This is a genomic window from Pseudomonas sp. PDM03 (genome assembly GCF_014852385.1).
Classification (GTDB): domain Bacteria; phylum Pseudomonadota; class Gammaproteobacteria; order Pseudomonadales; family Pseudomonadaceae; genus Aquipseudomonas; species Aquipseudomonas migulae.
The window spans coordinates 129583-152427 of record NZ_JACVBM010000014.1 but is presented as its reverse complement, the minus strand read 5'-3'; the positions used below and the strand labels follow the sequence as shown (position 1 = coordinate 152427).

The window sequence follows — 22845 nt, the reverse complement described above, 5'->3', positions numbered from 1 at the left end:
AAGGAAGCCGCGCGGCAGCGGTTTAACCTCGCGTTTACGAAATTGCTACAACTTCGCCTGACGAACGGCGCCGCTGCGGGATTTAGCCATCGCCGCCAGCCGCACCGCCACATTCGCCGCACCGTAACCGGCATAGCCGTTTTTACGCTGGATGATTTCAAAGAAGAACCGCCCTTCGAACGGCTCGGTGTAAACGTGGAACAGCTCACCGCCCTGGGCATCACGGTCGTAGAGCACGTTGTAATAAGCCAGTTCGCTGAGGAATTCGTCGTCGAAATCGAACCGCGCCGCCAGGTCATCGTAATAGTTGAGCGGGATATCCAGCAGCGGCACGCCCGCCTCCTTGGCCCGACGGACCTCGGCAAAGATATCGTCGCAGTCAAACGCGATGTGATGCACACCAGAGCCGCGATAACTCGACAGCGCGTGTGAGATCGCGGTGTTGCGGTTCTCGGAAATGTTCAGCGGCAAGCGGATCGAACTGTCGCGGCTACGAAGTGCCCGGCTCTTTACCAGACCATACGGATCGGGCAGCACCACTTCGTCATCGGCTTCGAAATCCAGCAGGCTTTTGTAGAACAGCACCCAACTGTCGAGGCTGTCGGCCGGCAGCGCCATGGCCATGTGGTCGATGCGTTTGAGGCCACCGCTGGCCGTTTCCGTCGGTTGCAGATTGAAGTCGGTGCCGTAGACGTCGGCGTCCTGGTCCACCAGGTAAATCAGGCTGCCATCCGGCGCGCGCACCGCAGCCAGTTCCAGCTCATTGGGGCCGACCAGTCCGCGATAAGGCTGACCTTTATAAGCGACGGCCCGGGCCAGCGCGCTGGTGCTGTCATTGACCCGCACCGCCGTGGCGCAAAGCGACGGGCCATGAGCTTCGAAAAAGCTGTGGGCAAACGAGTAGGGCTCGGAGTTGAGAATCAGGTTGATGTCGCCCTGACGCATCAGGCTCACGCTTTTTGAACGGTGTTGGCCGGCCTTGACGAAGCCCAGCCGCTCCAGCCAATGAGAAAGCCTGGCGCCGAGGCTTTCGTCCACGGCGAACTCAAGAAATTCGATGCCGTTGTATTCACTGGCCTTCGGCGTCTCGAACAGAATGTCCGGGCTGGCCGCAGGTTTGGTTTCCTGTGCCAGCCGCTCGCGGGTCTTCTCTTCCAGGTACAGCAACGAACGCAAACCATCGGCGGCGTTGGCCCGTGGCGGTGCGGCGCGGAAGCCGTCGTTGAAGATCTCGAGCGACAACGGCCCGGTGTAGCCACTTTTGATGATCGGCGCGAGGAACCCCGGCAAATCGAATTCGCCCTGGCCCGGGAAGCAGCGGAAATGCCGGCTCCATTCCAGCACGTCCATGGCCAGGATCGGCGCGTCGGCCATTTGCACGAAGAAGATTTTGTCGCCGGGAATGTCGGCGATGGCACTCGGATCGCCCTTGAGCGACAACGTGTGGAAACTGTCCAGCAACACGCCCAGACTTGGGTGGTCCGCCTGGCGAACGATGTTCCACACCTGCTGCCAGGTGTTGACGTGCCGGCCCCAGGCCAACGCCTCGTAACCGATTCGCAGACCACGCGCACCGGCGTGTTCGGCCAGCAGACGCAAATCGTCGACGAGAATTTGCTCATCACCCACGGAATCGGCGGAAGCGTTGCTGCACACCAGCACCAGGTCAGTGCCCAGCTCCTGCATCAGGTCGAACTTGCGCTCGGCCCGCTCCAGATTGCGCGGCAGGCGGTCGCGGCGGCAGCCTTCGAAATCGCGGAACGGTTGAAACAGCGTGATGGCGATCCCGAGATCGGCGCACATCTGTTTAATTTCCCGAGGACTGCCGTCGTAATAGAGCAGGTCGTTTTCGAAAATCTCCACCCCGTCGAAACCGGCGGCGGCAATGGCTTCGAGTTTTTCCGGCAGGGTACCGCTCAAGGACACGGTGGCAATGGAACGCTGCATGTTTCGACTCCCGGTGGTGGAGACCATCTTGTTAGGGGCATTGCACGCATTTTTGTAGGAGCCGGCTTGCCGGCGATGGCGATCTTGCGGGCACCATCGCCGGCAAGCCGGCTCCTACAGGGACCGCGTTTTTCATGGAGTAAATTATTGGCTGTAGTATCGAGCACAGCAATTCAAAGTGTACTATCCGGTTAGTTTTCCGTGCGATTATCGAACACAATGGCCTTTGGCGAATTGACGATTTTTCGTCCACTGCCCACCATCCACTACACATTGAGTCCGGTCACAACCATCGGTCTCGGTGACCCAAGACTCAGAACACCACATAAAAATAATCGGTGGCCTACATGACTCCTTCTCAAAGCTCTCCCGTGGAGCGTTCCTCCACGACTCCTGCCGTCGGTGGCATCGGCGACAAGATCCGCGGCGCCATGGCCGTCGGCAAGACCCGTTGGGGCATGCTGGCGCTGGTGTTTTTCGCCACCACCCTGAACTACATCGACCGTGCCGCACTGGGCGTGATGCAGCCGATCCTGGCCAAGGAAATGAGCTGGACGGCGATGGATTACGCCAACATCAACTTCTGGTTCCAGGTCGGTTACGCCATCGGTTTCGTGCTGCAAGGCCGCTTGATCGACCGGGTCGGCGTGAAGCGCGTGTTCTTCTGCGCAGTGCTGCTCTGGAGCCTGGCGACCGGCGCCCACGGCCTGGCCACGTCAGCGGTCGGCTTCATGGTCTGCCGTTTTATCCTCGGGCTGACCGAAGCCGCCAACTACCCGGCTTGCGTGAAAACCACGCGGTTGTGGTTCCCGGCCGGCGAGCGCGCCGTGGCCACGGGCATTTTCAACGCCGGCACCAACGTCGGTGCGATGTTCACCCCGATGCTGCTGCCACTGATCCTGCATGTGTGGGGCTGGCAGGCCGCGTTCCTGTGCATGGCGTCGCTGGGTGGCATCTGGCTGCTGTTCTGGGGCCTGAAGTACTTCAACCCGGAAGATCACCCAAGCGTTAAACAATCGGAACTGGACTACATCCAGAAGGAAGTCGAACCGGAACAATCCCGCGTACCGTTCTCCAAAATCCTGCGCATGCGTGGCACCTGGGCCTTCGCCCTCGCCTACTCGATCACCGCGCCGGTGTTCTGGTTCTACCTGTACTGGCTGCCGCCGTTCCTCAATCAGCAATACAACCTGGGGATCAACGTGACCCAGATGGGTATCCCGCTGATCATCATCTACCTCACTGCTGACTTCGGCAGCGTTGGCGGCGGCATCCTGTCCTCGTTCCTGATCGGCCGCGGGATCAACCCGATCAAGGCGCGCCTGATGTCGATGTTCCTGTTTGCCTGCTGCATCATCGGCGTGGTCATGGCCGCCGGTTCGAGCAGCCTGTGGGTGGCGGTGTTTGCAATCTCCCTGGCCATCGGTGCACACCAGGCCTGGACCGCGAACATCTGGAGCCTGGTGATGGACTACACGCCTAAACACATGATGAGTACGGTGTTCGGCTTCGGCGGCATGTGCGCCGCGATCGGCGGGATGTTCATGACCCAGTTGGTCGGCCACATTCTGACCATCACCAACAACAACTACACCGTGCTGTTCACCATCATTCCGGCGATGTACTTCATCGCGCTGACCTGGATGTACTTCATGGCGCCGCGCAAGATTCCTACAGTCGAAAACTGATACACCCCAAACGCAGGCCTGATCCCGGGCCTGCGTTTTTTTATGCGCAGGATTTATGAATGCCCCCTTTTTTCTCAACACCACAGAGACCCACCATGTCCCCAGGTCACTTGAGCATTGCCAAACGCGCCGTGATCAGCTTCGGCGTTATCGCCCTGCTGGTTCTGTTGCAGGGATTGTTCGCCCTCAAACAGGTTGCGCAGGTCCGCGCCACCGGCCAGCACACGGAAAACATCTCCCTGCCGAGCGTTCGCTACCTGGGTGAAATCCGCGACTATGTCCTGAGCATTCGCGTACTCAGCCTGCGCATGGCCCTCAACCGCGACCCCAAAGTGCTCGATGCTACCGTCACACGCCTGCATCAAGTACAAGGCTGGCTGGGCGAGACGCTGGAAAAATTCACCCCGCTGGTCGGTGATTACAACCGGGAGCCGTACGAAAAGTTCGTCGCCACCGTCACCCGTTACCGTCAGGCGTTGGCGCAATACGAAGCGCTGTCGCGGGAGAACCGCAGCGAAGACATGACCGCGCTGCTCAACGGCAAAATCCAGGAGTACTCGACCCAGACCGGTGACCAGTTCGCCGAATTGATGGCCCTTGCCGCCAATGAAGTCAGCCTGTCGGCCAACCAGGCCGACTCGCTTTACAACCAGGTGAAGTTCACCGTGATCGGTGCGCTGATCGCCGTTGCGCTCCTGACTTTGTGCCTGGCCTGGCTGCTGATTCGCAGCATCGTCGTTCCGATCCGTCAGGCCGTAGCCGTGGCCGAGCAAGTCGCCGCCGGGGACTTGAGTAAACCGATTCACAGCCACGGCAGCGATGAAACCGCACGTTTGCTCAAGGCTTTGTCAGCCATGCAAACCAGCCTGCGCGAAACCCTGCAACTGATCAGCGGCACCTCGACGCAATTGGCGGCGGCTGCGCTGCAGATGAATCAGAACACTCGGCAGGATTCCGCTCGGCTGCAACAGCAACACAATGAAATCGAACAAGCCGCCACGGCCGTCAACGAGATGACGGTCGCGGTGGAAGAAGTCGCACGTAACGCGGTGTCGACTTCCGACAGCACTCGCCTGTCCACGCAGCAAGCCAACCAGGGCCAGACACGGGTCATTGAGACACTGGATTCGATTCAGGCGATGAGCAGCAATGCCGGCCTCGCTCTGCAACAGGTGCAAACGCTGGCCGAGCAATCCCGGGAAATCGGCAAGGTGCTGGACGTGATCCGCGCCATCGCCGAACAGACCAACCTGCTCGCGCTCAATGCCGCCATCGAGGCCGCCCGCGCCGGGGAAGCCGGGCGTGGGTTTGCAGTGGTGGCCGATGAAGTGCGGGCACTGGCTCATCGAACCCAGCAATCGACCCGCGAAATCGAACAGATGATTGGCCGGGTGCGGGGCGATACCGACAGCGTGGTGCTGTCGATGCACGACAACAGTCAGCGCGTCGCCGATACCTTGTCGATTGCCGAACAGGCGGGTCTGGCACTGGCAGAAATCACCCGGGCCATGGAGCAGATCCATGAACGTAATCTGGTGATCGCCAGCGCGTCAGAGGAACAGGCGCAAGTGGCCCGCGAGGTGGATCGCAACTTGCTGAACATCCGCGACCTGTCGCTGGAAAGTGCCGACGCCTCGACCCGGACCAGCGCCACCAGCCAGGAATTGTCGCAACTGGCGACCGGCCTGCAAAACCTGGTGGTGCGCTTCAGATTCTGACCCTGCTCAGCGACGGCTTTGCTGCCAGGCCGCCGCCAAACCGCTGCAGCAAATCACCGCGATCCCGACCACCGTGGTCAGGGTCGGCGTGTGGGAAAACAGCAACCAGCCGAGCAAACCGGCGAAGACAATCTGGCAATAGCCGAACGGCGCCAACAGCGCCGGAGCGGCGTAGCGGAATGCCTGAGTCAGAAACAAGTGCGCCGTCATCCCGCATGCCCCCAGCGCCACCATCATCAATCCATGCCCAAGGCTCGGCACTTGCCAGAAGAACGGCACCAGCGCGCTCATCACCAGGGTGTTGCACAACCCGGCGAAAAAGTTGCTGGTGGTCGGGCTGTCGACGCTGCTGAGCTTGCGGGTGAGCAATTGATAGAAGCAGAAAAACAGCGCCGAGCAGAGCGGCAGCAGCACCGCTGGCGTGAACAGATCACCACCGGGGTGGACGATGATCAACACGCCGATAAATCCGCAAATCACCGCGATCCATTGGCCGCGGGTGACGCGCTCACGCAGCAGCGGCACCGACAGCGCAGTCACCAGGACCGGTGCAAGAAAGTTGACCGCGGTGGCTTCGGCCAACGGGATGTACTGCAAGCCGGTGGTGAAAAACAGACTGGTGCCCAACAGGCACAACGCCCTCAGCAACTGCAGCAACGGTCGTTTGGTGCGTAGGACGCGCAGCCCGGATTGCGGCAGAAAAATCCCGGCCATCAACAAGGTGTGAACCACATACCGGGCCCACACCACCATGACGATCGGGTAGAACCCCGAAAGGTATTTCGACAAGGCGTCATGGCTTGAGAAGAGAAAGGTGGCGAAGACGATCAGCAAAATCCCTTTGAAGGGTTGGTTTACGCCGGAGAGCGGGGTGCTGACGGTCATTGGGATTCCTTTTTTACATCGAAAGTCAAAAGCTTCGTCGGAGTGCCGCCCAGACCGAGCCTCGCTCCTACAGGGTTATCCATTGCCCCTGTAGGAGCGAGGCTTGCCCGCGAACAGGTGCGCAGCACCGTCTAGATACGCGCCAACAATTCCCGGGCCTTTTCCAGCGCCATCTGCGCCCGTTGCAACCCGCTCACGCCCTGCTCCAACAACTTCACCGTTGGAATCTCCAGGCTGAGCGGAATATCAGCCGGCAAACACTGCAACAACCCCGCCAGATCACAATCGCCATCACCTGGAAAACGTCGCTCGTTGCGGGCCTGACGCAAAATCTCAGCCATGTCCGTCGGCCGCGGCCCCGCCACATCGCACAACTGCGCATACCGTAACCGTGACGGGGCGACTTTGGCCAGATCTTCCAGCCGAGAACCCGAGCGATCGAAATGAAACGCATCGACCAACACCGCGCCATTTTCGCGATCAGCGCTTTCGACAATGCGCACCGCTTGTTCAAGATTGCGCGCATCAGTCCAGGGCATGAACTCCAGGTGCGGGTGCAGTCCGTAAGGCGCCGCCAGATCACAGAGCCGGGCGAAGTTTTCCGTCAGCCGTTGCTCGTCAGAATCGTTACCCGCCACCAGCAATTCACTGGCACCAAACTCCGCACCGACTGCCAGAATTTTCTCGAAGTCGGCGACGACCGTGTCCGGTTTAAGACGCAGGATTTCAACATCCAGCACACGAATACCGGTGTCGCGCAGCCGCGCCAGCGTCTCACGCCGCAAACCGACATCGGCTACCAGCGCAAAGTGATGTTCTTCGGGCGTCGCCGGCTCAAGGCGTAGTCCCACATGGCTGTACCCGGCGCGTGCCGCGACGTCCACCATCTGCGGCGGTGACAATTCCAGTACCGTCAGACTGGCCAGGGAAAAGATCCGTTCACTCATGTTCATTCCTCGATCACCACCGGGGTGCAGGCGCGACCGGTTTCGGCGGCTTCGCGGATGGCCTCGATCAACGCCAGTGTGCGTGCCGCATCGGCAGCGCTGACCAACGGTTCGACTTCCCGACGCACCACGCGCACGAAATGCTGCAACTGCAAACCCAGGGCTTCATCGGCGTTGACGCTTTCCTGCATCGGCAACAAGGGTTGATGCCATCCCCCATCAACGTCGGCGTAATGCCAGCGCTTGAGTTGCGGAATGCTCAACGCACCACCGGTACCGGCCAGCAAGTAACACGGCTGATCCGCCTGACGCGGATACACCGGGTTCTCCCCGGAATCCAGCTCCCAACTCCAGGGCGCCGCCACCGCGTCGGAACCGGTCAGGCTGCCCAGTGCGCCGTTGTCGAATTGCAGCAACACCGCCGCACAATCCTCGTTGGCAAACCCGCGCACGGCATTGCTGGTGATCGCTTGAACCTGCCGCACTTCGCCGCACAGATGGCGCAGCAGATCGAGGTCATGGATCAGGTTGGTCAGCAACATTCCCGCACCTGGCTCGCGGCGCCACGGCGTTTCGAAATAACTGTCGGGTTTGCGCAATTGCCAGAGCGCCGTCACCGTCGTCAGCCGCCCCAAAGCACCGCTTTGCACCAGTTCGCGGGCACGGACGATCAGTGGATTGTGCCGACGATGATGGCCGACCAGCACCGGGACGCCGGTGGCTTTCGAGGCGGCTACCAACTCGCGCGCCTCATCCAGGTGCACGCCGACCGGTTTTTCCAGCAGTACCGGCACGCCGGCAGCCAGGCAATCGAGCGCGGTGCTGACGTGCAGCGTGTTCGGGTTGGCCACGATGACCGCGTCCGGCTTCACCTGCTCCAGCATCTGACGGTGATCGGCGAAATACCCCACGCCCCATTCGGCGGCGAGGCCTGCCGCTTGCGGGCCAGGATCAGCTACCGCGCACAGGGTCGCGTGCTTCAGGGTGTGCAGATGCCGGTAATGCTGCTGGCCCATGTTGCCGGCACCGATCAGGGCGATGCGAACGGGCGAAGTCATGGTGCGGTCCTCTTGTGATTATTGTTGATTGACCCTCAACAATTTAGAACCTGGTTCCAGATTCTTACACAAGCGACTCACGAAAGCGTGCGAACAACGCACAATTTTCCCGGCCAGACGAAGATCCTTTGTGGGAGCGAGCCTGCTCGCGAAAGCTGTTTAGGATTCAACAGATGCGTTGACTGACTCACCGCTTTCGCGAGCAGGCTCGCTCCTACAGGGTTATGTGTGGCGGTGGTTAACTGAAAAATTCTGACGCGAGACTCGCCGCCGACAACTCTTCGGCAAATCTCAACAACAGCGGCGCCAACTCATGCAGCCGCGCCCCCGGCATCCGCGCGCTCGGCCCGGCAATACTCAGCACCCCGATCACTCGTCCATCACTCGGGTGACGCACCACCGCCGCAATCGCCGAAGTGCCCACCGCCGAGCTCTCTTCAACCCAGGCGTAGCCCTGCTCCCGCGCCAGACGCAGGCGTTCGAGCAATTCAATGTTGGAACGCGGCGCATTCGGCCCGAGGTCTTTTGGACGCTCGCCGCCCTGGCGTTCCACCAGCGACAACGCTTCGGCATCGCTCATGCACGCCAGCCACGCATGGCCCGACGCCGTGTAAAACAGCGGCGCATCACGGCCCATGTCCGGGTCGTATCGCAGACCGGAGCGGGCGCCCTGGGACTTGGCGATCCAGGTTTGACGCTCGCCCTCGATGACCCCAAGGCGCACCAGTTCGCCGGTTTCCTGGGCCAGGCGATCAAGCACTGGCTGCACGATATCGGCGCCGCTTCCCGACAGATAACGGAACCCCATGGCCACCAGTTTGGTCGACAGGTGATAGCGCAAGTTATCCGGATTCTGCCGCACGTAACCCAGCCGAATCAGCTCGGCGAGCAAGCGATGAGTCGCGCTTTTAGGGATGTCCAGTTGCTCTGCCAGCGTCTGCATCGGCAGGCCGCGAGGGTCACTGGTGAGGCTTTCCAGCACGCTGAAAACACGTTCGATCTGACTGCCGGCCATGGAAGGTTCCGCCTGAAATTTGCCCGATTCTAGAAGACAAACCGCCTAATGCGAAATCTGGAACTGCTTGTTCGGTAACCGCCCGTTTTATCAGTTGAGTGGTTGCCGAGCGGATTCACGTCGCTATATTTTCTGGAATCCAATTCTAAAAATGTGCACTGGAGTTTTAAACAATGCCTGCCGAATCCCACAGCTCTCCAGACATCGACTGCGATGTATTGGTCATCGGCTCCGGTGCAGCCGGGTTATCGGCAGCGGTTACCGCTGCATGGCACGGATTGAAAGTCATTGTGGTGGAGAAAGACCCGGTATTCGGCGGAGCCACGGCGTGGTCCGGCGGCTGGGCCTGGGTGCCGTGCAATCCTCTGGCCCGCCGCGCCGGCATCGTCGAAGACGTCGAGTTGCCGCGCACCTATCTCAAGCATGAACTCGGTGAGCGTTACGAACCGGCAATGATCGATGCGTTCCTTGAGGCGGGCCCACGGATGGTCGCCTTTTTCGAACAGCACACCTCGCTGCAATTCGCCGATGGCAATGCCATCGCCGACATACATGGCGATACGCCCGGTGCCGGAACGGGCGGACGTTCGGTGATCGCAGCGCCCTATGACGGGCGAAAAGTCGGCAAGCTGCTGAGGCGTCTTCGCAAAACCATGCGGGAAACTTCGTTCATGGGCATGCCGATCATGGCGGGGGCGGATCTGGCCGCGTTTCTCAACCTGACCCGTTCGGTGTCCGCCGCGTGGCACGTCACCCGGCGCTTCACCCGGCACCTGCTCGACCTCATTGTGCATGGCCGGGCGATGCAGCTGGTCAACGGCGTGGCGCTGGTTGCTCGCCTGGCAAAATCTGCCGAAGACCTTGGCGTACTGCTCTGGGAATCAGCGCCTGTCAGCGAGTTGTTTCGCGAAGGCGATCAGGTCCGGGGCGCGCTGGTGAGCACCGCCAAAGGCAAGGTCCGCATCCATGCGCGCAAGGCTGTGGTGCTCGCGGCCGGTGGGTTTGCCAATGACATCGAGCGGCGCAAGGCACTGTTCCCGCGCACACCGACCGGCATCGAACACTGGGCGCTGCCACCCCTCGGCGTGGCCGGTGACGGTTTGCGCCTGGGCGAAAGCGCCGGGGCCCGGGTCAACACCGACATGGCCTCTCCCGTAGCCTGGGCGCCGGTCTCGCAAGTGCCACACAGGGATGGCAGCATCGGTCACTTCCCGCACATCATCGAGCGGGGCAAACCGGGGATCATCGGCGTACTGAGCAATGGCCAGCGCTTCGTCAATGAAGCGAACGGCTACTACGACTATGTAACGGCCATGGTCGCCGCTGCGCCTGCCGGCGAAGAGGTTGCCTCCTGGCTGATTTGCACCCATGGTTTTCAACGCCGATATGGGCTGGGCATCTCTCGGCCTTTTCCGGTTCCGTTGTCATCCTTTATCCGCAGCGGCTATCTGAAAACCGGCAACACGATCGAGGAATTGGCCCACGCCTGCGGCATCGACCCGAACGGCTTGCGCAGCACTGTGGCGGACTACAACCAGCATGCTCGCAACGGTGAAGACCCCTTGTTTGGCCGCGGTTCGACGCCTTACAACCGCAAACAGGGTGACGCCTTGCAGCAACCCAACCCGTGCGTTGCGCCCATCGAGCAAGGGCCGTTTTACGCGGTGAAGGTCCAGCCCGGCTGCTTCGGCACCTTCGCCGGGCTCAAGGTCAATCAACACGCCCAGGTCCTCGGCGAATCCGGCCAGGCCATCGCCGGGCTGTACGCCGCAGGCGGTGACATGGCCAGCATCATGGGCGGGCATTACCCCGCCGGCGGCATTAATCTCGGCCCGGCGCTGACGTTCGGCTACATCGCCGCGCGACATATCGCCGGCATCACTGCTTATGAACAGGAGATCGACCATGCAGCGCATCGTTAATGCACAGGGTTTGAACATGCCCAAACTCGGCCTCGGCACCTGGCCGATGCTCGGCGAAGAATGCACACGTGCCGTTGAACAGGCGTTGAAGTTGGGTTATCGGCATATCGACACCGCTGCCGCCTACAACAACGAAGAGGCCGTCGGTCAGGCGCTGGTAAACAGTCCTACGCCTCGCGAGCAGATCCACGTCACCACCAAAGTCTGGTGGGATCAACTGCAACCCGATGCCATGCGCCATTCCATGGACCGCAGCCTCAAGGCCTTGCGCAGCGATTACGTAGACCTGTTCATGATCCACTGGCCGACCACCGATTGGGACCTGCCACGCACGATCGAAACCCTGGTGTCATTCAAGGAGCAAGGCTTGGCGCGCAACATCGGCGTGGCGAATTTTCCGCTGCCGCTGCTGCGCAAAGTCGTCGAAGAACTGGGCGCGCCACTGTCAGCCATCCAGGTTGAATACCACGTGTTGCTCGGACAAAACGCGCTGCTGGACTACGCCCGTCAACATGACCTGGCACTGACGGCCTACTCGCCGCTGGCCCGCAACAAGGTCTCGGACATCCCGCAAATCCAGCAGATCGCCGCCAGACACGGGGTTCTGCCAACACAAGTGGCGCTCAAATGGCTGCTTGATCAACCGAACGTTGCGGCGATCCCCAAGGCCAGCAGCGAGGCTAATCAGTTGGCCAACCTGGCCTCGCTGGACGTCCAGCTCGATGACGAAGACCGGGCGTTGATTGCCGGTTTGTCGAAACGCGAACGACTGGTTAGCCCTGACTTCGCGCCAGTGTGGGATGCGTTCGACCAGTAAGCACCGGACTGCTTTTCGTAGGAGCCGGCTTGCCGGCGATAGCGTCCATAAGATCGCCATCGCCGGCAAGCCGGCTCCTACAAGTCATAGGGCGTTCGCCCTGACGTCATAAAAAACCCATCACCTGACGGAATTCGATGGGTTATCCATGTTCAATACACTCAGTAATGTTCCCGCCCGCATAAAAGCCGGACGACCGGACTGGCGCCGCTCCCACTCACCAGCAACACTCATCCCCACGATAATCAGAGGATTCCCACATGCTATGGAAAAAAGGCCGACGCAGCGACAACGTGGTCGATGCCCGTGGTGATGATGTCGGCGGTGGTGGCGGCGGGATGCGTTTTGGTGGCGGCAAGGGCCTGAGCCTGACCGCGATCATTCTGATTGTCGGGATCGGCTGGATCACCGGCCAGGACCCGTTGCAGATCCTCGGCCAACTCACCGGGCAGATGACCGAGCAATCGGCACCGGCACCGACGCAAACCCGCAAGGCACCGCCAGCCAATGATGAAGGGGCGGAATTCGTCCGTTCGATCCTCGGTGACACCGAAGACACCTGGGGCCAGATTTTCCAGCAGGCCGGCCGACAGTATAAAGATCCTACGCTGGTGCTGTTCAGCAACCGGGTGAACTCGGCGTGCGGCCTGGCCACCTCGGCGACCGGGCCGTTCTATTGCCCCGCAGACCAGAAGGTTTACCTGGACATGAGTTTCTTCCAGGAAATGTCGCAACGCTTTGCCGCTGCGGGTGATTTCGCTCAGGCCTACGTGATCGCTCACGAAGTCGGACACCATGTTCAGACCTTGCTCGGCGTTTCCGCGAAAATTCAGGCCGCCCGTCAGCAAGGCCGGCAAATGGAAGGTGACGGTGGCTTGTTGGTGCGTCAGGAACTGCAAGCGGATTGCCTCGCGGGTGTCTGGGCCAACAATGCACAGCAACGCCTGAACTGGCTGGAGCCGGGCGACATCGAAGAAGCCTTGAATGCCGCCAACGCCATCGGCGACGACCGCTTGCAGCAGCAAGGCCAGGGTCGCGTGGTGCCGGACTCGTTTACCCATGGCACGTCGGCGCAAAGGGTGCGCTGGTTCAAAACCGGATTTGCGCAAGGCCAGGTGGGCCAGTGCGATACCTTTGCGGCGAAAAATCTGTAAATGAAAAAGTGGTTGTTGATGTTGTTGTTTACTTGCACCTGTACCCAGGCTGCCGAGCATGGGGTCAAGGAGATCAGCCCCGGCCGACTCTTGTTGAACGAAGGTGAGATGGCGGTGGGCATCGGCCCGGCGCCGGCGAAAATCGAGCGCGTGCTGATCATCATCCACGGTCGGTTGCGCAATGCTGAAACCTACCGCCAGAGTGCCGAGCGGGCGGCAGAGCAAGCCGGGCAAAGCGCCAATACCTTGGTGATCGCTCCGCAATTTCTCAATGAAACCGACGTGGCACTCCATCCAGTCGCCGACACGGTGTTGCGTTGGCAGGGCAATGACTGGATGGCCGGTGGTTTATCCACCGCTCCGTTTGCCCTGAGTTCCTACGCGGCACTCGACCAGATCATCGCCCGGCTCGGCGATCGTCGACAGTTTCCGGATGTGAAGGATGTCGTCATCGCCGGCCACTCGGGCGGTGCTCAGGTGGTTCAGCGTTATGCGTTGTTGAGTCACGATCAACCGGAGCTCAAGGCGGCTGGCGTGCATGTGCGCTACGTCATCGCCAACCCGTCTTCCTACGCGTATTTCGATGAGCGGCGGCCAGTGGCGTTCAGTCACGCCGGTTGCCCGGCGTTCAATCGCTGGAAGTACGGCCTGTCAGATTTGCCCGCCTACGCCGAAGGACAAACGCCCGCGCAATTGGAGGAAAACTACGTTCAGCGTGACATCGTTTATCTACTGGGGCAGCAGGACATTGATCCGAACCATCCGGCGCTGGATAAAAGTTGTGAGGCGAAAGCCCAGGGCGCTAATCGATTGATTCGCGGGCGCAATTATTTTGAGTTTTTGAAGCGTAGCCATCCGCAAGGATTGAATCAGCAATTGATCGAAGTGCCCGGGGTTGGGCATAACGGGGATGGAATGTTTACGTCGCCGGAGGGGCAGAAGGTTTTATTTGGGCAGTGAGATTTTTGTTGCTTAATTTGACGCCATCGCTGGCAAGCCAGCTCCCACAATTTAATCTGCAACACTGATCCACTGTGGGAGCTGGCTTGCCAGCGATGAGGCCCTCAAGCCGAAAGCATCTGCTTGAGCTCAACACAATCCGCCGCATGCCAATCCGCCAATTCAGGCCACGGGTTATCCGGCAGATTCACCAACACCGTCCGCGCCCCCGCCGCCCGCCCGCAATCCAGATCAAACCGGTAATCACCGACCATCACCATCTCGCTCGCCGGCACGTTCCAGGCCTCGGCCAATTTCAACAAACCACCGGGGTGCGGCTTGGGCGGCGCTTCATCACGCCCCAGCACATCCTCCACCGCGAAGCAGTCTGCCAGGCCGATGGCCTCCAGTGTCACATGCGCCAGTTCCCGAGCATTGCGCGTGAGAATGCCCAGGCGATAACCGCGCCCCGCCAACTCGCGCACCAGCTCCACAGCTCCCGGCGCCGGTTTCGAACCCAGCGCCAGATCCCGTTCATGCTCCAGCAACCATGCATGTTTGGCTGCCGCTTCAGCAGCCGGTAACGCGGCGAGGTGGGTCAGGATGTCGTCTTCGGCCGGGATCGCCAGCGCCACGCGAATCGCCGCGAAGTCATGCACGGCCACCGTCAGGGTGCCGTCCATGTCGAACACCCAGTGCCGCACCTCGGCCAGGCTCATGCCCAATCCTTGCGGTGACGGATCAGCCCTTCCTGAGTGACCGACGCCACCAGTTGCCCGGCGCGATTGAACACGCTGCCACGGCTGAACCCACGGGAATTGCCGGCCCACGGGCTGTCCATCGCGTACAGCAACCAGTCATCGGCACGCAGGTCCGCATGGAACCACAGCGCGTGATCGAGGCTGGCGACCTGCATGTCTTTTTGCCAGACCGACTTGCCATGGGGCAACATCGAGGTGGTCAGCAGATTGAAGTCCGACGCGTAGGCCAGCAGGTATTTGTGCAGCGCCGGGGAGTCGGCCAACGCGCCGTCGGCGCGAAACCAGACGTACTTGACCGGATCGGATGGCTGCGGGTTGTAGGGATCTTTCTCGGTGACCGGGCGGAATTCGATCGGCTTCGGGCACAGCAGTTTTTCACGCATGTGCTCAGGGATCAGGTGCGCGCGCTGATGGGTCAGCTCCAGTTCCGAGGGCAGGTTTTCCGGCCCGACCACCGTCGGCATCTGGCCCTGATGCTCGAAGCCTTTTTCGTCATATTGGAACGATGCGCTGCACGTGAAGATCGGGTTGCCCTTCTGGATCGCCGTGACCCGACGCGTGCTAAAACTGCCGCCGTCGCGAACCCGATCAACCTGATACACCACGGGCAACGTGGAATCGCCCGGACGCAGGAAATAACCGTGCATCGAATGCACATGACGCGCGACTTCGACCGTCTGGCTGGCCGCCGACAGGGACTGACCGATCACCTGGCCGCCGAACAACTGACGAAAGCCCAGGTCCTGGCTGCGGCCACGGAACAGGTTTTCTTCGATCGGTTCCAGGGTCAGCAAATCGACCAGATCATCCAACACTTGGCTCATTCAGACTCTCCTCACACATCGCAATGCCGCGCAGTCTTGGCTGCGGCGGTCGATTCAGTTTCCGGCCAGGGCCATCATTGGCGCCATTGTAAACGTCCGGGCCGTCTTATCCATGCAAGGTTTGCAGCCATTGTTCACGGGTGATGCGGTACAGCACATGGTGACGCAGAGGATGATCGACCGCGAGTTTCGGGTGGTCGAAGTCACCGGCTGAATCATGGTGCATACCGATGGCCTGCATGACTTTCTGCGATGGCGTGTTGGTTTCGCAGGTGAAGGACACGACCTCGTTCAGCGCCAACCGGTCAAACCCGCAGCGCAGAGCGGTCCACGCCGCCTCACTGGCGTAACCCAAGCCCCAGTGTTCGCGAGCCAGGCGCCAGCCGATCTCGATGGCTGGAGTGAAAGGCGCGTCGAAACCGACCACGCCGAGCCCGGTAAAACCGATAAATGCACCGGTGTCCTTGCGCTCCAGCGCCCAGAGACCAAAACCATGCTCGGCGAAATGCCCACGAATCCGCCCGATCAGCGAAGCACTTTCCAGTCGACTCAAGGGTGCCGGAAAATAGCGCATCACCTGTGGATCGGCGCACATCGCCGCAAACGCCGGCAAATCCTCGTCACGCCACTGCCGCAACAGCAGTCGCGCGCTCTCGAGTTCCAGTATCGGCTCCATCATGCCCCTCCGTTTCCATGCCGCAAGTCTACATCGCTGGTAGGATCGTTCACTCATTCCTACACGCCGTACTCATAAAAGCCCGCCATGCCGCTGCCATTGATTTACCACGAAGACTACAGCCCCGAGTTCCCGGCGGACCACCGCTTCCCCATGGACAAGTTTCGCCTGCTGCGCGATCACCTGGTGGACAGTGGGCTGACCCGGGACGCCGACCTGCTGCGCCCGGAACTCTGCCCGCCGGAAATTCTCGCCCTCGCACATGACGCTGCCTATATCGAACGCTACATGAGCGGCGAGTTGTCCCGCGAAGACCAGCGGCGCCTCGGCCTGCCGTGGAACGAAGCCCTGGCCCGGCGCACGGTGCGGGCGGTCGGCGGTTCGCTACTGGCGGCGGAACAGGCGCTGGAACATGGATTGGCCTGTCACTTGGCCGGCGGCACGCATCACGCGCATTACGACTACCCGGCGGGGTTCTGCATCTTTAACGACCTGGCGGTGATCAGCCATTACCTGCTGGAAAGCGGTCGTGTGAATCGGGTGCTGATCTTCGATTGCGACGTGCATCAGGGCGACGGGACTGCACGGATTCTGCACAACACCCCGGACGCGGTGACCGTTTCCCTGCACTGCGAGAAGAACTTTCCTGCACGCAAGGCCGAAAGTGACTGGGACATCCCGCTGCCCAAGGGCATGGGCGATGCCGACTACCTGAAGGTCGTCGACGACGCGCTGAATTATTTGCTGCCGCTCTACCAGCCGGACCTGGTGCTGTACGACGCCGGTGTCGATGTGCATAAGGACGACGCGCTCGGTTACCTGAAGCTGACAGACGAAGGCGTGGCCGCTCGGGATGAAAGCGTGATGCGCCATTGCCTCGGGCGGGATATTCCGGTGGTCGGGGTGATTGGCGGCGGCTACAGCAAGGACCGCAAGGCGCTGGCGCGGCGTCACGGCATCCTGCATCACAGCGCGCAGCGGGTGTGGGCGTCATCAGGTTGTCATTGAGGTGTGCGCCTTTACCCACAATGCCTGTGGAGCTGCCTGTGGATAACCTGAGCGAAAGGGCCTACAGGCCATGCTGCATATGGCATGCAGAGCGCTGGTTGTTTTTTGATCACTATTTTATGAACACCCCGGAACCAATGTGGGAGCGAGCCTGCTCGCGATGAGGCCCTCACATCCAACATCGATTTTGACTGACCCACCGCCATCGCGAGCAGGCTCGCTCCTACAGTTAACCGTGCTGGTAGAATGCCCGGCTTATTCCGCCGAACCGCAGTGCATTCCATGACTCAGCCCTCGACTTCCCTCCCCCCTAAAGTCGCCATCATCGGCGGCGGCCCCGCCGGCCTGATGGCGGCCGAAGTGTTGAGCCAGGCCGGAATCAAGGTCGATCTGTACGACGGCATGCCTTCGGTCGGCAGGAAATTTCTCCTCGCGGGCGTAGGCGGCATGAATATCACCCATTCCGAAGCCTACCCGGCATTCCTCTCACGCTACGCCGAGCGTGCACCGCAAATTGCACCGCTGCTGCGAGCCTTTGGTGCCGAAGCGCTTTGCCAGTGGATTCATGACCTGGGCATCGAAACCTTTGTCGGCAGCTCCGGCCGGGTGTTTCCGACCGACATGAAGGCCGCGCCGCTGTTGCGCGCCTGGCTCAAACGCCTGCGAGAGGCCGGCGTAGTTATCCACACCCGCCATCGTTGGCTCGGTTGGGATAACAATGGTGGATTGCGTGTTGAAAGCCCTGAGGGTGAAAAAACCCTGAAGCCCGAAGCAACGCTGCTGGCCCTCGGTGGCAGCAGTTGGTCGCGCTTGGGTTCGGACGGCGCGTGGATACTGCCACTGGAGCAGCACGGCGTAGGACTGACGCCGCTGCAGCCGAGTAATTGCGGCTTCGAGGTGCAGGCCTGGAGCGAATTGATGGTCAGCAAATTCGCCGGCGCGCCGCTGAAAAATATCGCGATCGGCCTCAATGACGACATCCCTCGGCTCGGGGAATGTGTGATCACGGCCACCGGGATTGAAGGCAGTTTGATCTACGCCCTGTCGGCGCCCATCCGCGAAGCGATCAATCAGCATGGCTCGGCGACCATTCACCTCGACCTGTTGCCGGGCCGGCCTGTGGATAAAGTTCAGGCGGCGCTGAGCAAACCGCGCGGGTCTCGTTCAATGTCCAAACATCTGCACAGCCAGCTCGGGATAGATGGCGTGAAAGCGGCACTGCTGCGGGAACTGACGCCGGCAGAATGCTTCACCGATCCGGCGCTGTTGGCTAAAGCGATCAAGGCGTTGCCGCTGACATTGATGAAAACCCGTCCACTGGACGAGGCCATCAGCACTGCCGGTGGCGTGATGTTCGAGGCGATGGATGAACGTTTGATGCTCAAGCAGTTGCCTGGCGTGTTCTGCGCGGGGGAAATGCTGGATTGGGAAGCGCCGACAGGCGGCTATCTGCTGACCGCGTGTTTCGCCAGTGGGCGAGCGGCTGGGTTGGGGATGGTGGAGTGGCTCAAGCGCAAGGCTTGAGACCGAGGCGCGCCCTTCGCGGGCAAGCCTCGCTCCTACGGATTGGTGGTGCCCTTGTAGGAGCGAGGCTTGCCCGCGAAGGCGGCCTAACAGCCGCCGCAACCAATCAAGGCTTACGCTTACGCGGCCCAGTGTTAAACACCGGCACCTTACGCACAGGCTTGATCGAAGGCTCCGGCGCCGAAGCATCCCCGCTCTCGACCCATTTACCCAAATTGCGCTTACCGCCGCTGGACGTCTTCGGCTTCTTCGGTTTTTTCGGTTTCTTCACCACCTGGCCGCTGGCATCGGTGTCCGGCACGCGGTGCTCAGGTTCGAAATCGTGTTCCATCTGCCGAGGCAACGTCTGACGCGTCAACGTCTCAATGGCCGACAGCAAATTCACTTCATCGGCGCAGACCAACGAAATGGCCTGCCCGGTGGCACCCGCACGGCCGGTACGACCGATCCGGTGGATGTAGTCCTCTGCCACAATCGGCAGGTCGAAATTGACCACCAACGGTAAATCTTCAATATCCAGACCACGGGCTGCGACGTCGGTGGCCACCAGGATCTGTACTTCACTGGCCTTGAAACGGTCCAGCGCACGTTGACGCGTAGCCTGGGGTTTGTCGCCATGGATGCCGTCGGCGTTGATGCCCAGGCCCTGGAGTTTTTCCACCAGCGCATCCACGCCGTTGCGGGTCTTGGCGAATACCAGCACCTGCTTCCACTTGCCCTTGCGCAGCAGGTGGATGAACAGCTCCGGCTTGCGCTTCTTGTCCACCGTCACTACCCACTGTTTAACGGTGTTGGCAGCAACGTTGCGCGGGCTGACTTCGATGCTCAGCGGATCATTGAGCATTTGCCCGGCCAGCAGGCGAATCGCATCGGAGAAGGTCGCGGAGAACAGCAGCGTCTGACGTTTCTTCGGCAGCACGCGGTAAATGTTCCCCAGCTCCTCGGAAAAGCCCAGGTCGAGCATGCGGTCGGCTTCGTCCAGCACCAGGGTTTGCAACTGGTTGAACTTCAGCGCGTTCTGGCGGAACAGGTCGAGCAGACGGCCCGGCGTCGCCACCAACAGGTCGACGCCTTTGCGCAACTTCATCATTTGCGGGTTGATGCTCACGCCGCCATACACCGCATAGGTGCTCAGCGGCAGGTTCTCGGCGTACTGACGCACGGCTTCGTGAACCTGCTCGGCCAGTTCGCGAGTCGGCACCAGAATCAATGCGCGCACCGAGTTGGCGGTGACTTTCGGCCCTTCCATGGCCAGCAATTGCAGCAGCGGCAACGCGAAACCGGCGGTCTTGCCGGTGCCGGTCTGGGCGGCGGCCATCAGGTCGCGACCGGCCAGCACCGCCGGAATGGCTTGCGCCTGAACCGGCGTCGGGGTCTGGTAGCCGAGCGTCTCGAGAGAGCGCAGCAAGGGTTCGATCAGGCCAAGGGTGGCGAAAGTCATGGGATTACCGTAGGAAAATTCAGCGCGGTTGTGCAGAACAAGTGTGCAATGGCGCGCAGTTTACCCTAATTCACACTCGATTCTGTCTGCACCACCGCAGCAGGTCGTTCCGGCGCCCGGCGCCACTGCGGCAAACCGATCAACACCACGGCACTGATGATCACCAGCATGGCCAGGGCTTCTTCGATGCCGATGGTCTCGCCGACAAACACGATCCCCAGCAACACCGCCACCGCCGGGTTGACGTAGGCATAACTGGTGGCCGCTGCCGGACGTACGTTTTTCAACAGGTACATGTAGGCGTTGAAGGCGATGATCGAACCGAAGAAGGTCAGATAGGCCAGCGCCGCCCATCCTTCAATCGGTGGCATGGCTTCCAGATGTTCACCACTCATCGCACTGCCGATCAGCAACGCCACGCCGCCCACCAGCATTTCCACGGCACTGGCCATCGCGCCCTGGGGCAACGGCAAGTGTTTGCTCCAGACTGAACCGAACGCCCAGGCCGCCGCCGCAAAGATCAGCAACATCGCACCCAGCGGGCTCGATTGCAGGTTGGAACCGAGGTTGAGCATGGCGATGCCAATCAGCCCGAGCACAATCCCCGCCCATTCGAGACGAGTATTACGCGCGCCCCAGAAATATCCGCAGAGCAAGGTAAACAACGGCACCGTCGCCACCGCCAATGCCGCGACGCCGGAAGCGACGCCCATGTGCTCCGCCACACTGACCCCGCCGTTACCGCACGCCAGCAGCAAAATCCCGATGATCCCCGCCGCTTTCCACTGCGCCCAAGTCGGTGCCGGCGCCCCGCGCCAGCGCAGGAACGCGTACATCAACGTGCCAGCAATGACGAAGCGAATACCGGCGAGCAACAAGGGCGGCCAATACTCCACGCCGATACGGATCACCAGGTAAGTCGAGCCCCAAATCACGTACAAGGCGAAAAAGGCAGCGATCAACGGTAGGGGAAAACGACGGAGGCCAGGCATGGGGTAGCTCGCAGGCAAGGACAAATGAATAGCTATTCTAGAAAGGCGAACAGCAGAAAATAAGTTACAAAACCTGTTTATAGCGCCGGTACACTTTTCAAATCACGGAGATCAGCGCTATAAACCATGCTTTCGAAAGTCAGTCATTTTTCAGGAATGGACTATGGACAAATACGACCGCATGCTCCTTAGCGCCCTACTGGAAAACGGTCGTGCGTCCTACGCCGACCTCGCACGCAAAGTGAACCTGTCCGCCCCGGCCGTGGCCGAGCGCGTGGCCAAACTTGAGGCCAGCGGGGTGATCACCGGTTATCAGGCGAAAGTCGACATGGCCAAGCTGGGTTTGCCGATTCAATGCGTGATCGAACTGCGCCTGAACCAGCACGGTAATCAGAAAGCCTACGACGACCTGATCAAAATCCCTCAGCTGACCGAATGCCACCGGGTGACGGGTGATCCATGCGTGATCATGCAAGCGGCGGTGGGCTCGATGCCGGAACTGGAAGAGCTGATCAACCGGATTGCCACGTTCGGGTTCAGCAAGACGTCGATTGTGTTGTCGAGCGCAATAGAGAAGCGCGTGCCGTTGGGACAGTTGGAAGCCAATGGAAAGCCCTGATCCAACACGAACCCAGTAGGAGCCAGCTTGCTGGCGATAGCGGTGTATTAGTCGACATCAATGTTGAATGACGAACCGCCATCGCCAGCAAGCCGGCTCCTACAAGAGCTATGTATACCCGTAGGAGCGAGGCTTGCCCGCGAAACGATCTCTCAAACGCCGCTATAACCTGCGGATAACACACTCGGCATATCTCGCAGCCGAACCCAAGGCTCTTTGCGCCAATGCAGCAGCCGCAACGTTCCGCCAGCCCACTCCATTGCCGGCATATGCGGCGCTTGAGCCGAAACAGGTCCCGCCTCCTCCCGCAACATCGGCACTACATGGTGGGTCAACCAACGGCGCAAATGGCGGTTTTCCGGGCAGTAGTGATAGATCAACATCGCGTATACACCTGACTCGCTGAGCATCAATGTCTCTTGTGCGTCATCGCTTCCAGACAAACGCATCATCTGCCGCTGATCTGCATCGAGCTTGAGGGCTTGTCTTCCGTTTAGCTCCAACCCCATTAGCCGGCCGATATCGCGCGCACAGAACCACGCTTCTGCATGCAGCAAAATTGAACGTAGTTGAATGTGGTGACGGATGAACGTTTTGTGGGCGAAGTGAGCTGCGCGTGCAAGTGTTTGCGCGGGCTCAGCAGCGTTTTCAGGGGTGCCGGGGGTGAATGTGACCATGGGCGAATCTCCGAACCAAGTATGCCCCTAAAGAATTCGGGCTTGCAGTCCCGGTCGCTGCATTGGCAGCGACGTCCCAGAGGTTATCGATGCCGCAAATGGGCGGCAAGACGGACAATCCTTAAAGTTCGGTAGGATCGATCGTCGGATTTGAGGCGTGGCTAAACATAAGAGTTGAAGTCGGACACCGCCCCTGTAGGAGCCGGCTTGCTGGCGATTTGCGGCGTATCAGC

The 22845-nt window shown here is 60.6% G+C and carries 20 protein-coding genes and 1 pseudogene; 10 read left to right on the top strand and 11 right to left on the bottom strand.

Going from position 1 to position 22845, the window contains the following annotated elements; all coding sequences use genetic code 11:
- Positions 1-45 precede the first annotated feature (45 nt).
- Positions 46-1947, bottom strand: a complete 1902-nt coding sequence (quiC, locus tag IB254_RS19545) for a 3-dehydroshikimate dehydratase QuiC (RefSeq protein ID WP_192418904.1) — start codon at positions 1945-1947, stop codon at positions 46-48.
- 431 nt (positions 1948-2378) lie between these two features.
- On the opposite strand from quiC, the gene IB254_RS19540 reads away from it, so the two are divergent.
- The 3 genes and pseudogenes from IB254_RS19540 to IB254_RS29935 all read left to right on the top strand — a co-directional run bounded on the left by IB254_RS19540 (position 2379) and on the right by IB254_RS29935 (position 5353).
- The gene (locus tag IB254_RS19540; protein ID WP_223414472.1) at positions 2379-3635 is read left to right on the top strand and encodes an MFS transporter; all 1257 of its coding nucleotides are present in this window, start codon (positions 2379-2381) and stop codon (positions 3633-3635) included.
- Positions 3636-3694: 59 nt separating this feature from the next.
- Positions 3695-4498 (top strand): annotated as a pseudogene (locus IB254_RS29940) (MCP four helix bundle domain-containing protein); the annotation flags it as partial.
- On the top strand, positions 4490-5353 hold the full coding sequence (locus IB254_RS29935) for a methyl-accepting chemotaxis protein (RefSeq protein ID WP_412548227.1): 864 nt from the start codon (positions 4490-4492) through the stop codon (positions 5351-5353). The pseudogene IB254_RS29940 and the gene IB254_RS29935, both read left to right, overlap by 9 nt.
- Positions 5354-5359: 6 nt before the next feature.
- On the opposite strand, the gene IB254_RS19530 is transcribed toward IB254_RS29935, so the two are convergent.
- The 4 genes from IB254_RS19530 to IB254_RS19515 form a co-directional block, all read right to left on the bottom strand.
- Positions 5360-6238 (bottom strand): DMT family transporter, encoded by an 879-nt coding sequence (locus IB254_RS19530; protein ID WP_008028930.1) that lies wholly within the window; start codon positions 6236-6238, stop codon positions 5360-5362.
- Positions 6239-6369: 131 nt separating this feature from the next.
- Positions 6370-7185: a sugar phosphate isomerase/epimerase family protein gene (locus IB254_RS19525; RefSeq protein WP_192418902.1), complete on the bottom strand. Its 816-nt coding sequence runs from the start codon at positions 7183-7185 to the stop codon at positions 6370-6372.
- A 2-nt stretch (positions 7186-7187) separates the two neighbouring features.
- A complete protein-coding gene (locus IB254_RS19520) occupies positions 7188-8243 on the bottom strand; it encodes a Gfo/Idh/MocA family protein (RefSeq protein ID WP_192418901.1) in 1056 nt (351 codons plus the stop codon).
- Positions 8244-8481: 238 nt separating this feature from the next.
- On the bottom strand, positions 8482-9258 hold the full coding sequence (locus tag IB254_RS19515; RefSeq protein WP_008028937.1) for an IclR family transcriptional regulator: 777 nt from the start codon (positions 9256-9258) through the stop codon (positions 8482-8484).
- Between the two features lie 173 nt (positions 9259-9431).
- Here IB254_RS19515 and IB254_RS19510 point away from each other — a divergent pair, with 173 nt between their 5' ends.
- The 4 genes from IB254_RS19510 to IB254_RS19495 all read left to right on the top strand — a co-directional run bounded on the left by IB254_RS19510 (position 9432) and on the right by IB254_RS19495 (position 14111).
- Entirely contained in the window at positions 9432-11180 is a 1749-nt protein-coding gene (locus tag IB254_RS19510; protein WP_192418899.1) for an FAD-dependent oxidoreductase, read from the top strand.
- Entirely contained in the window at positions 11164-11997 is an 834-nt protein-coding gene (locus IB254_RS19505) for an aldo/keto reductase (RefSeq protein ID WP_192418897.1), read from the top strand. Before IB254_RS19510 ends, IB254_RS19505 begins: the two co-directional genes overlap by 17 nt.
- Positions 11998-12257: 260 nt before the next feature.
- Complete coding sequence (locus tag IB254_RS19500; protein ID WP_008028943.1) at positions 12258-13151, top strand: neutral zinc metallopeptidase; 894 nt, start codon at positions 12258-12260, stop codon at positions 13149-13151.
- Positions 13152-14111: an alpha/beta hydrolase gene (locus tag IB254_RS19495; protein WP_192418895.1), complete on the top strand. Its 960-nt coding sequence runs from the start codon at positions 13152-13154 to the stop codon at positions 14109-14111. It abuts the gene before it with no gap.
- 104 nt (positions 14112-14215) lie between these two features.
- On the opposite strand, the gene IB254_RS19490 is transcribed toward IB254_RS19495, so the two are convergent.
- The 3 genes from IB254_RS19490 to IB254_RS19480 form a co-directional block, all read right to left on the bottom strand.
- Complete coding sequence (locus tag IB254_RS19490) at positions 14216-14809, bottom strand: HAD family hydrolase (RefSeq protein WP_192418893.1); 594 nt, start codon at positions 14807-14809, stop codon at positions 14216-14218.
- Positions 14806-15675 (bottom strand): acyl-CoA thioesterase II, encoded by an 870-nt coding sequence (tesB, locus tag IB254_RS19485; protein ID WP_008031730.1) that lies wholly within the window; start codon positions 15673-15675, stop codon positions 14806-14808. The genes IB254_RS19490 and tesB overlap by 4 nt, the downstream gene beginning before the upstream one ends.
- Before the next feature lie 106 nt (positions 15676-15781).
- Positions 15782-16351 carry a GNAT family N-acetyltransferase gene (locus IB254_RS19480; RefSeq protein WP_192418891.1) on the bottom strand — a complete coding sequence of 190 codons (570 nt, stop codon included), beginning with the start codon at positions 16349-16351 and terminating at the stop codon, positions 15782-15784.
- An 87-nt stretch (positions 16352-16438) separates the two neighbouring features.
- Between IB254_RS19480 and IB254_RS19475 the strand changes: the two genes are divergently transcribed.
- Together IB254_RS19475 and IB254_RS19470 are read left to right on the top strand one after the other, a co-directional pair.
- Positions 16439-17359: a histone deacetylase gene (locus IB254_RS19475; protein WP_008031735.1), complete on the top strand. Its 921-nt coding sequence runs from the start codon at positions 16439-16441 to the stop codon at positions 17357-17359.
- Between the two features lie 282 nt (positions 17360-17641).
- Complete coding sequence (locus tag IB254_RS19470) at positions 17642-18883, top strand: TIGR03862 family flavoprotein (RefSeq protein ID WP_192418889.1); 1242 nt, start codon at positions 17642-17644, stop codon at positions 18881-18883.
- A gap of 106 nt (positions 18884-18989) precedes the next feature.
- Here the strand turns inward: IB254_RS19470 and IB254_RS19465 are convergent, their stop codons facing one another.
- Both IB254_RS19465 and yedA read right to left on the bottom strand, forming a co-directional pair.
- Entirely contained in the window at positions 18990-20324 is a 1335-nt protein-coding gene (locus IB254_RS19465; protein ID WP_008031738.1) for a DEAD/DEAH box helicase, read from the bottom strand.
- A gap of 65 nt (positions 20325-20389) precedes the next feature.
- Complete coding sequence (yedA, locus tag IB254_RS19460; protein ID WP_192228035.1) at positions 20390-21316, bottom strand: drug/metabolite exporter YedA; 927 nt, start codon at positions 21314-21316, stop codon at positions 20390-20392.
- Positions 21317-21479: 163 nt separating this feature from the next.
- Here yedA and IB254_RS19455 point away from each other — a divergent pair, with 163 nt between their 5' ends.
- Positions 21480-21935, top strand: a complete 456-nt coding sequence (locus IB254_RS19455; protein ID WP_008031743.1) for an Lrp/AsnC family transcriptional regulator — start codon at positions 21480-21482, stop codon at positions 21933-21935.
- Between the two features lie 152 nt (positions 21936-22087).
- Here IB254_RS19455 and IB254_RS19450 read toward each other — a convergent pair whose 3' ends face one another.
- The gene (locus IB254_RS19450; RefSeq protein WP_192418887.1) at positions 22088-22612 is read right to left on the bottom strand and encodes a Bro-N domain-containing protein; all 525 of its coding nucleotides are present in this window, start codon (positions 22610-22612) and stop codon (positions 22088-22090) included.
- Positions 22613-22845 lie beyond the last annotated feature (233 nt).

Bases quoted from the DNA above. Each gene is read 5' to 3' on its own strand.
- IB254_RS19540 (WP_223414472.1), top strand. From the start codon at position 2,379: ATGGCCGTCGGCAAGACCCGTTGGGGCATGCTGGCGCTGGTGTTTTTC.
- IB254_RS19495 (WP_192418895.1), top strand. From the start codon at position 13,152: ATGAAAAAGTGGTTGTTGATGTTGTTGTTTACTTGCACCTGTACCCAG.
- IB254_RS19530 (WP_008028930.1), bottom strand. From the start codon at position 6,238: ATGACCGTCAGCACCCCGCTCTCCGGCGTAAACCAACCCTTCAAAGGG.
- IB254_RS19525 (WP_192418902.1), bottom strand. From the start codon at position 7,185: ATGAGTGAACGGATCTTTTCCCTGGCCAGTCTGACGGTACTGGAATTG.
- yedA (WP_192228035.1), bottom strand. From the start codon at position 21,316: ATGCCTGGCCTCCGTCGTTTTCCCCTACCGTTGATCGCTGCCTTTTTC.
- IB254_RS19510 (WP_192418899.1), top strand. From the start codon at position 9,432: ATGCCTGCCGAATCCCACAGCTCTCCAGACATCGACTGCGATGTATTG.
- IB254_RS19475 (WP_008031735.1), top strand. From the start codon at position 16,439: ATGCCGCTGCCATTGATTTACCACGAAGACTACAGCCCCGAGTTCCCG.
- IB254_RS19515 (WP_008028937.1), bottom strand. From the start codon at position 9,258: ATGGCCGGCAGTCAGATCGAACGTGTTTTCAGCGTGCTGGAAAGCCTC.
- tesB (WP_008031730.1), bottom strand. From the start codon at position 15,675: ATGAGCCAAGTGTTGGATGATCTGGTCGATTTGCTGACCCTGGAACCG.
- IB254_RS19465 (WP_008031738.1), bottom strand. From the start codon at position 20,324: ATGACTTTCGCCACCCTTGGCCTGATCGAACCCTTGCTGCGCTCTCTC.
- IB254_RS19520 (WP_192418901.1), bottom strand. From the start codon at position 8,243: ATGACTTCGCCCGTTCGCATCGCCCTGATCGGTGCCGGCAACATGGGC.
- IB254_RS19470 (WP_192418889.1), top strand. From the start codon at position 17,642: ATGACTCAGCCCTCGACTTCCCTCCCCCCTAAAGTCGCCATCATCGGC.
- IB254_RS19490 (WP_192418893.1), bottom strand. From the start codon at position 14,809: ATGAGCCTGGCCGAGGTGCGGCACTGGGTGTTCGACATGGACGGCACC.
- IB254_RS29935 (WP_412548227.1), top strand. From the start codon at position 4,490: ATGCAAACCAGCCTGCGCGAAACCCTGCAACTGATCAGCGGCACCTCG.
- IB254_RS19455 (WP_008031743.1), top strand. From the start codon at position 21,480: ATGGACAAATACGACCGCATGCTCCTTAGCGCCCTACTGGAAAACGGT.
- IB254_RS19480 (WP_192418891.1), bottom strand. From the start codon at position 16,351: ATGGAGCCGATACTGGAACTCGAGAGCGCGCGACTGCTGTTGCGGCAG.
- IB254_RS19505 (WP_192418897.1), top strand. From the start codon at position 11,164: ATGCAGCGCATCGTTAATGCACAGGGTTTGAACATGCCCAAACTCGGC.
- quiC (WP_192418904.1), bottom strand. From the start codon at position 1,947: ATGCAGCGTTCCATTGCCACCGTGTCCTTGAGCGGTACCCTGCCGGAA.
- IB254_RS19450 (WP_192418887.1), bottom strand. From the start codon at position 22,612: ATGGTCACATTCACCCCCGGCACCCCTGAAAACGCTGCTGAGCCCGCG.
- IB254_RS19500 (WP_008028943.1), top strand. From the start codon at position 12,258: ATGCTATGGAAAAAAGGCCGACGCAGCGACAACGTGGTCGATGCCCGT.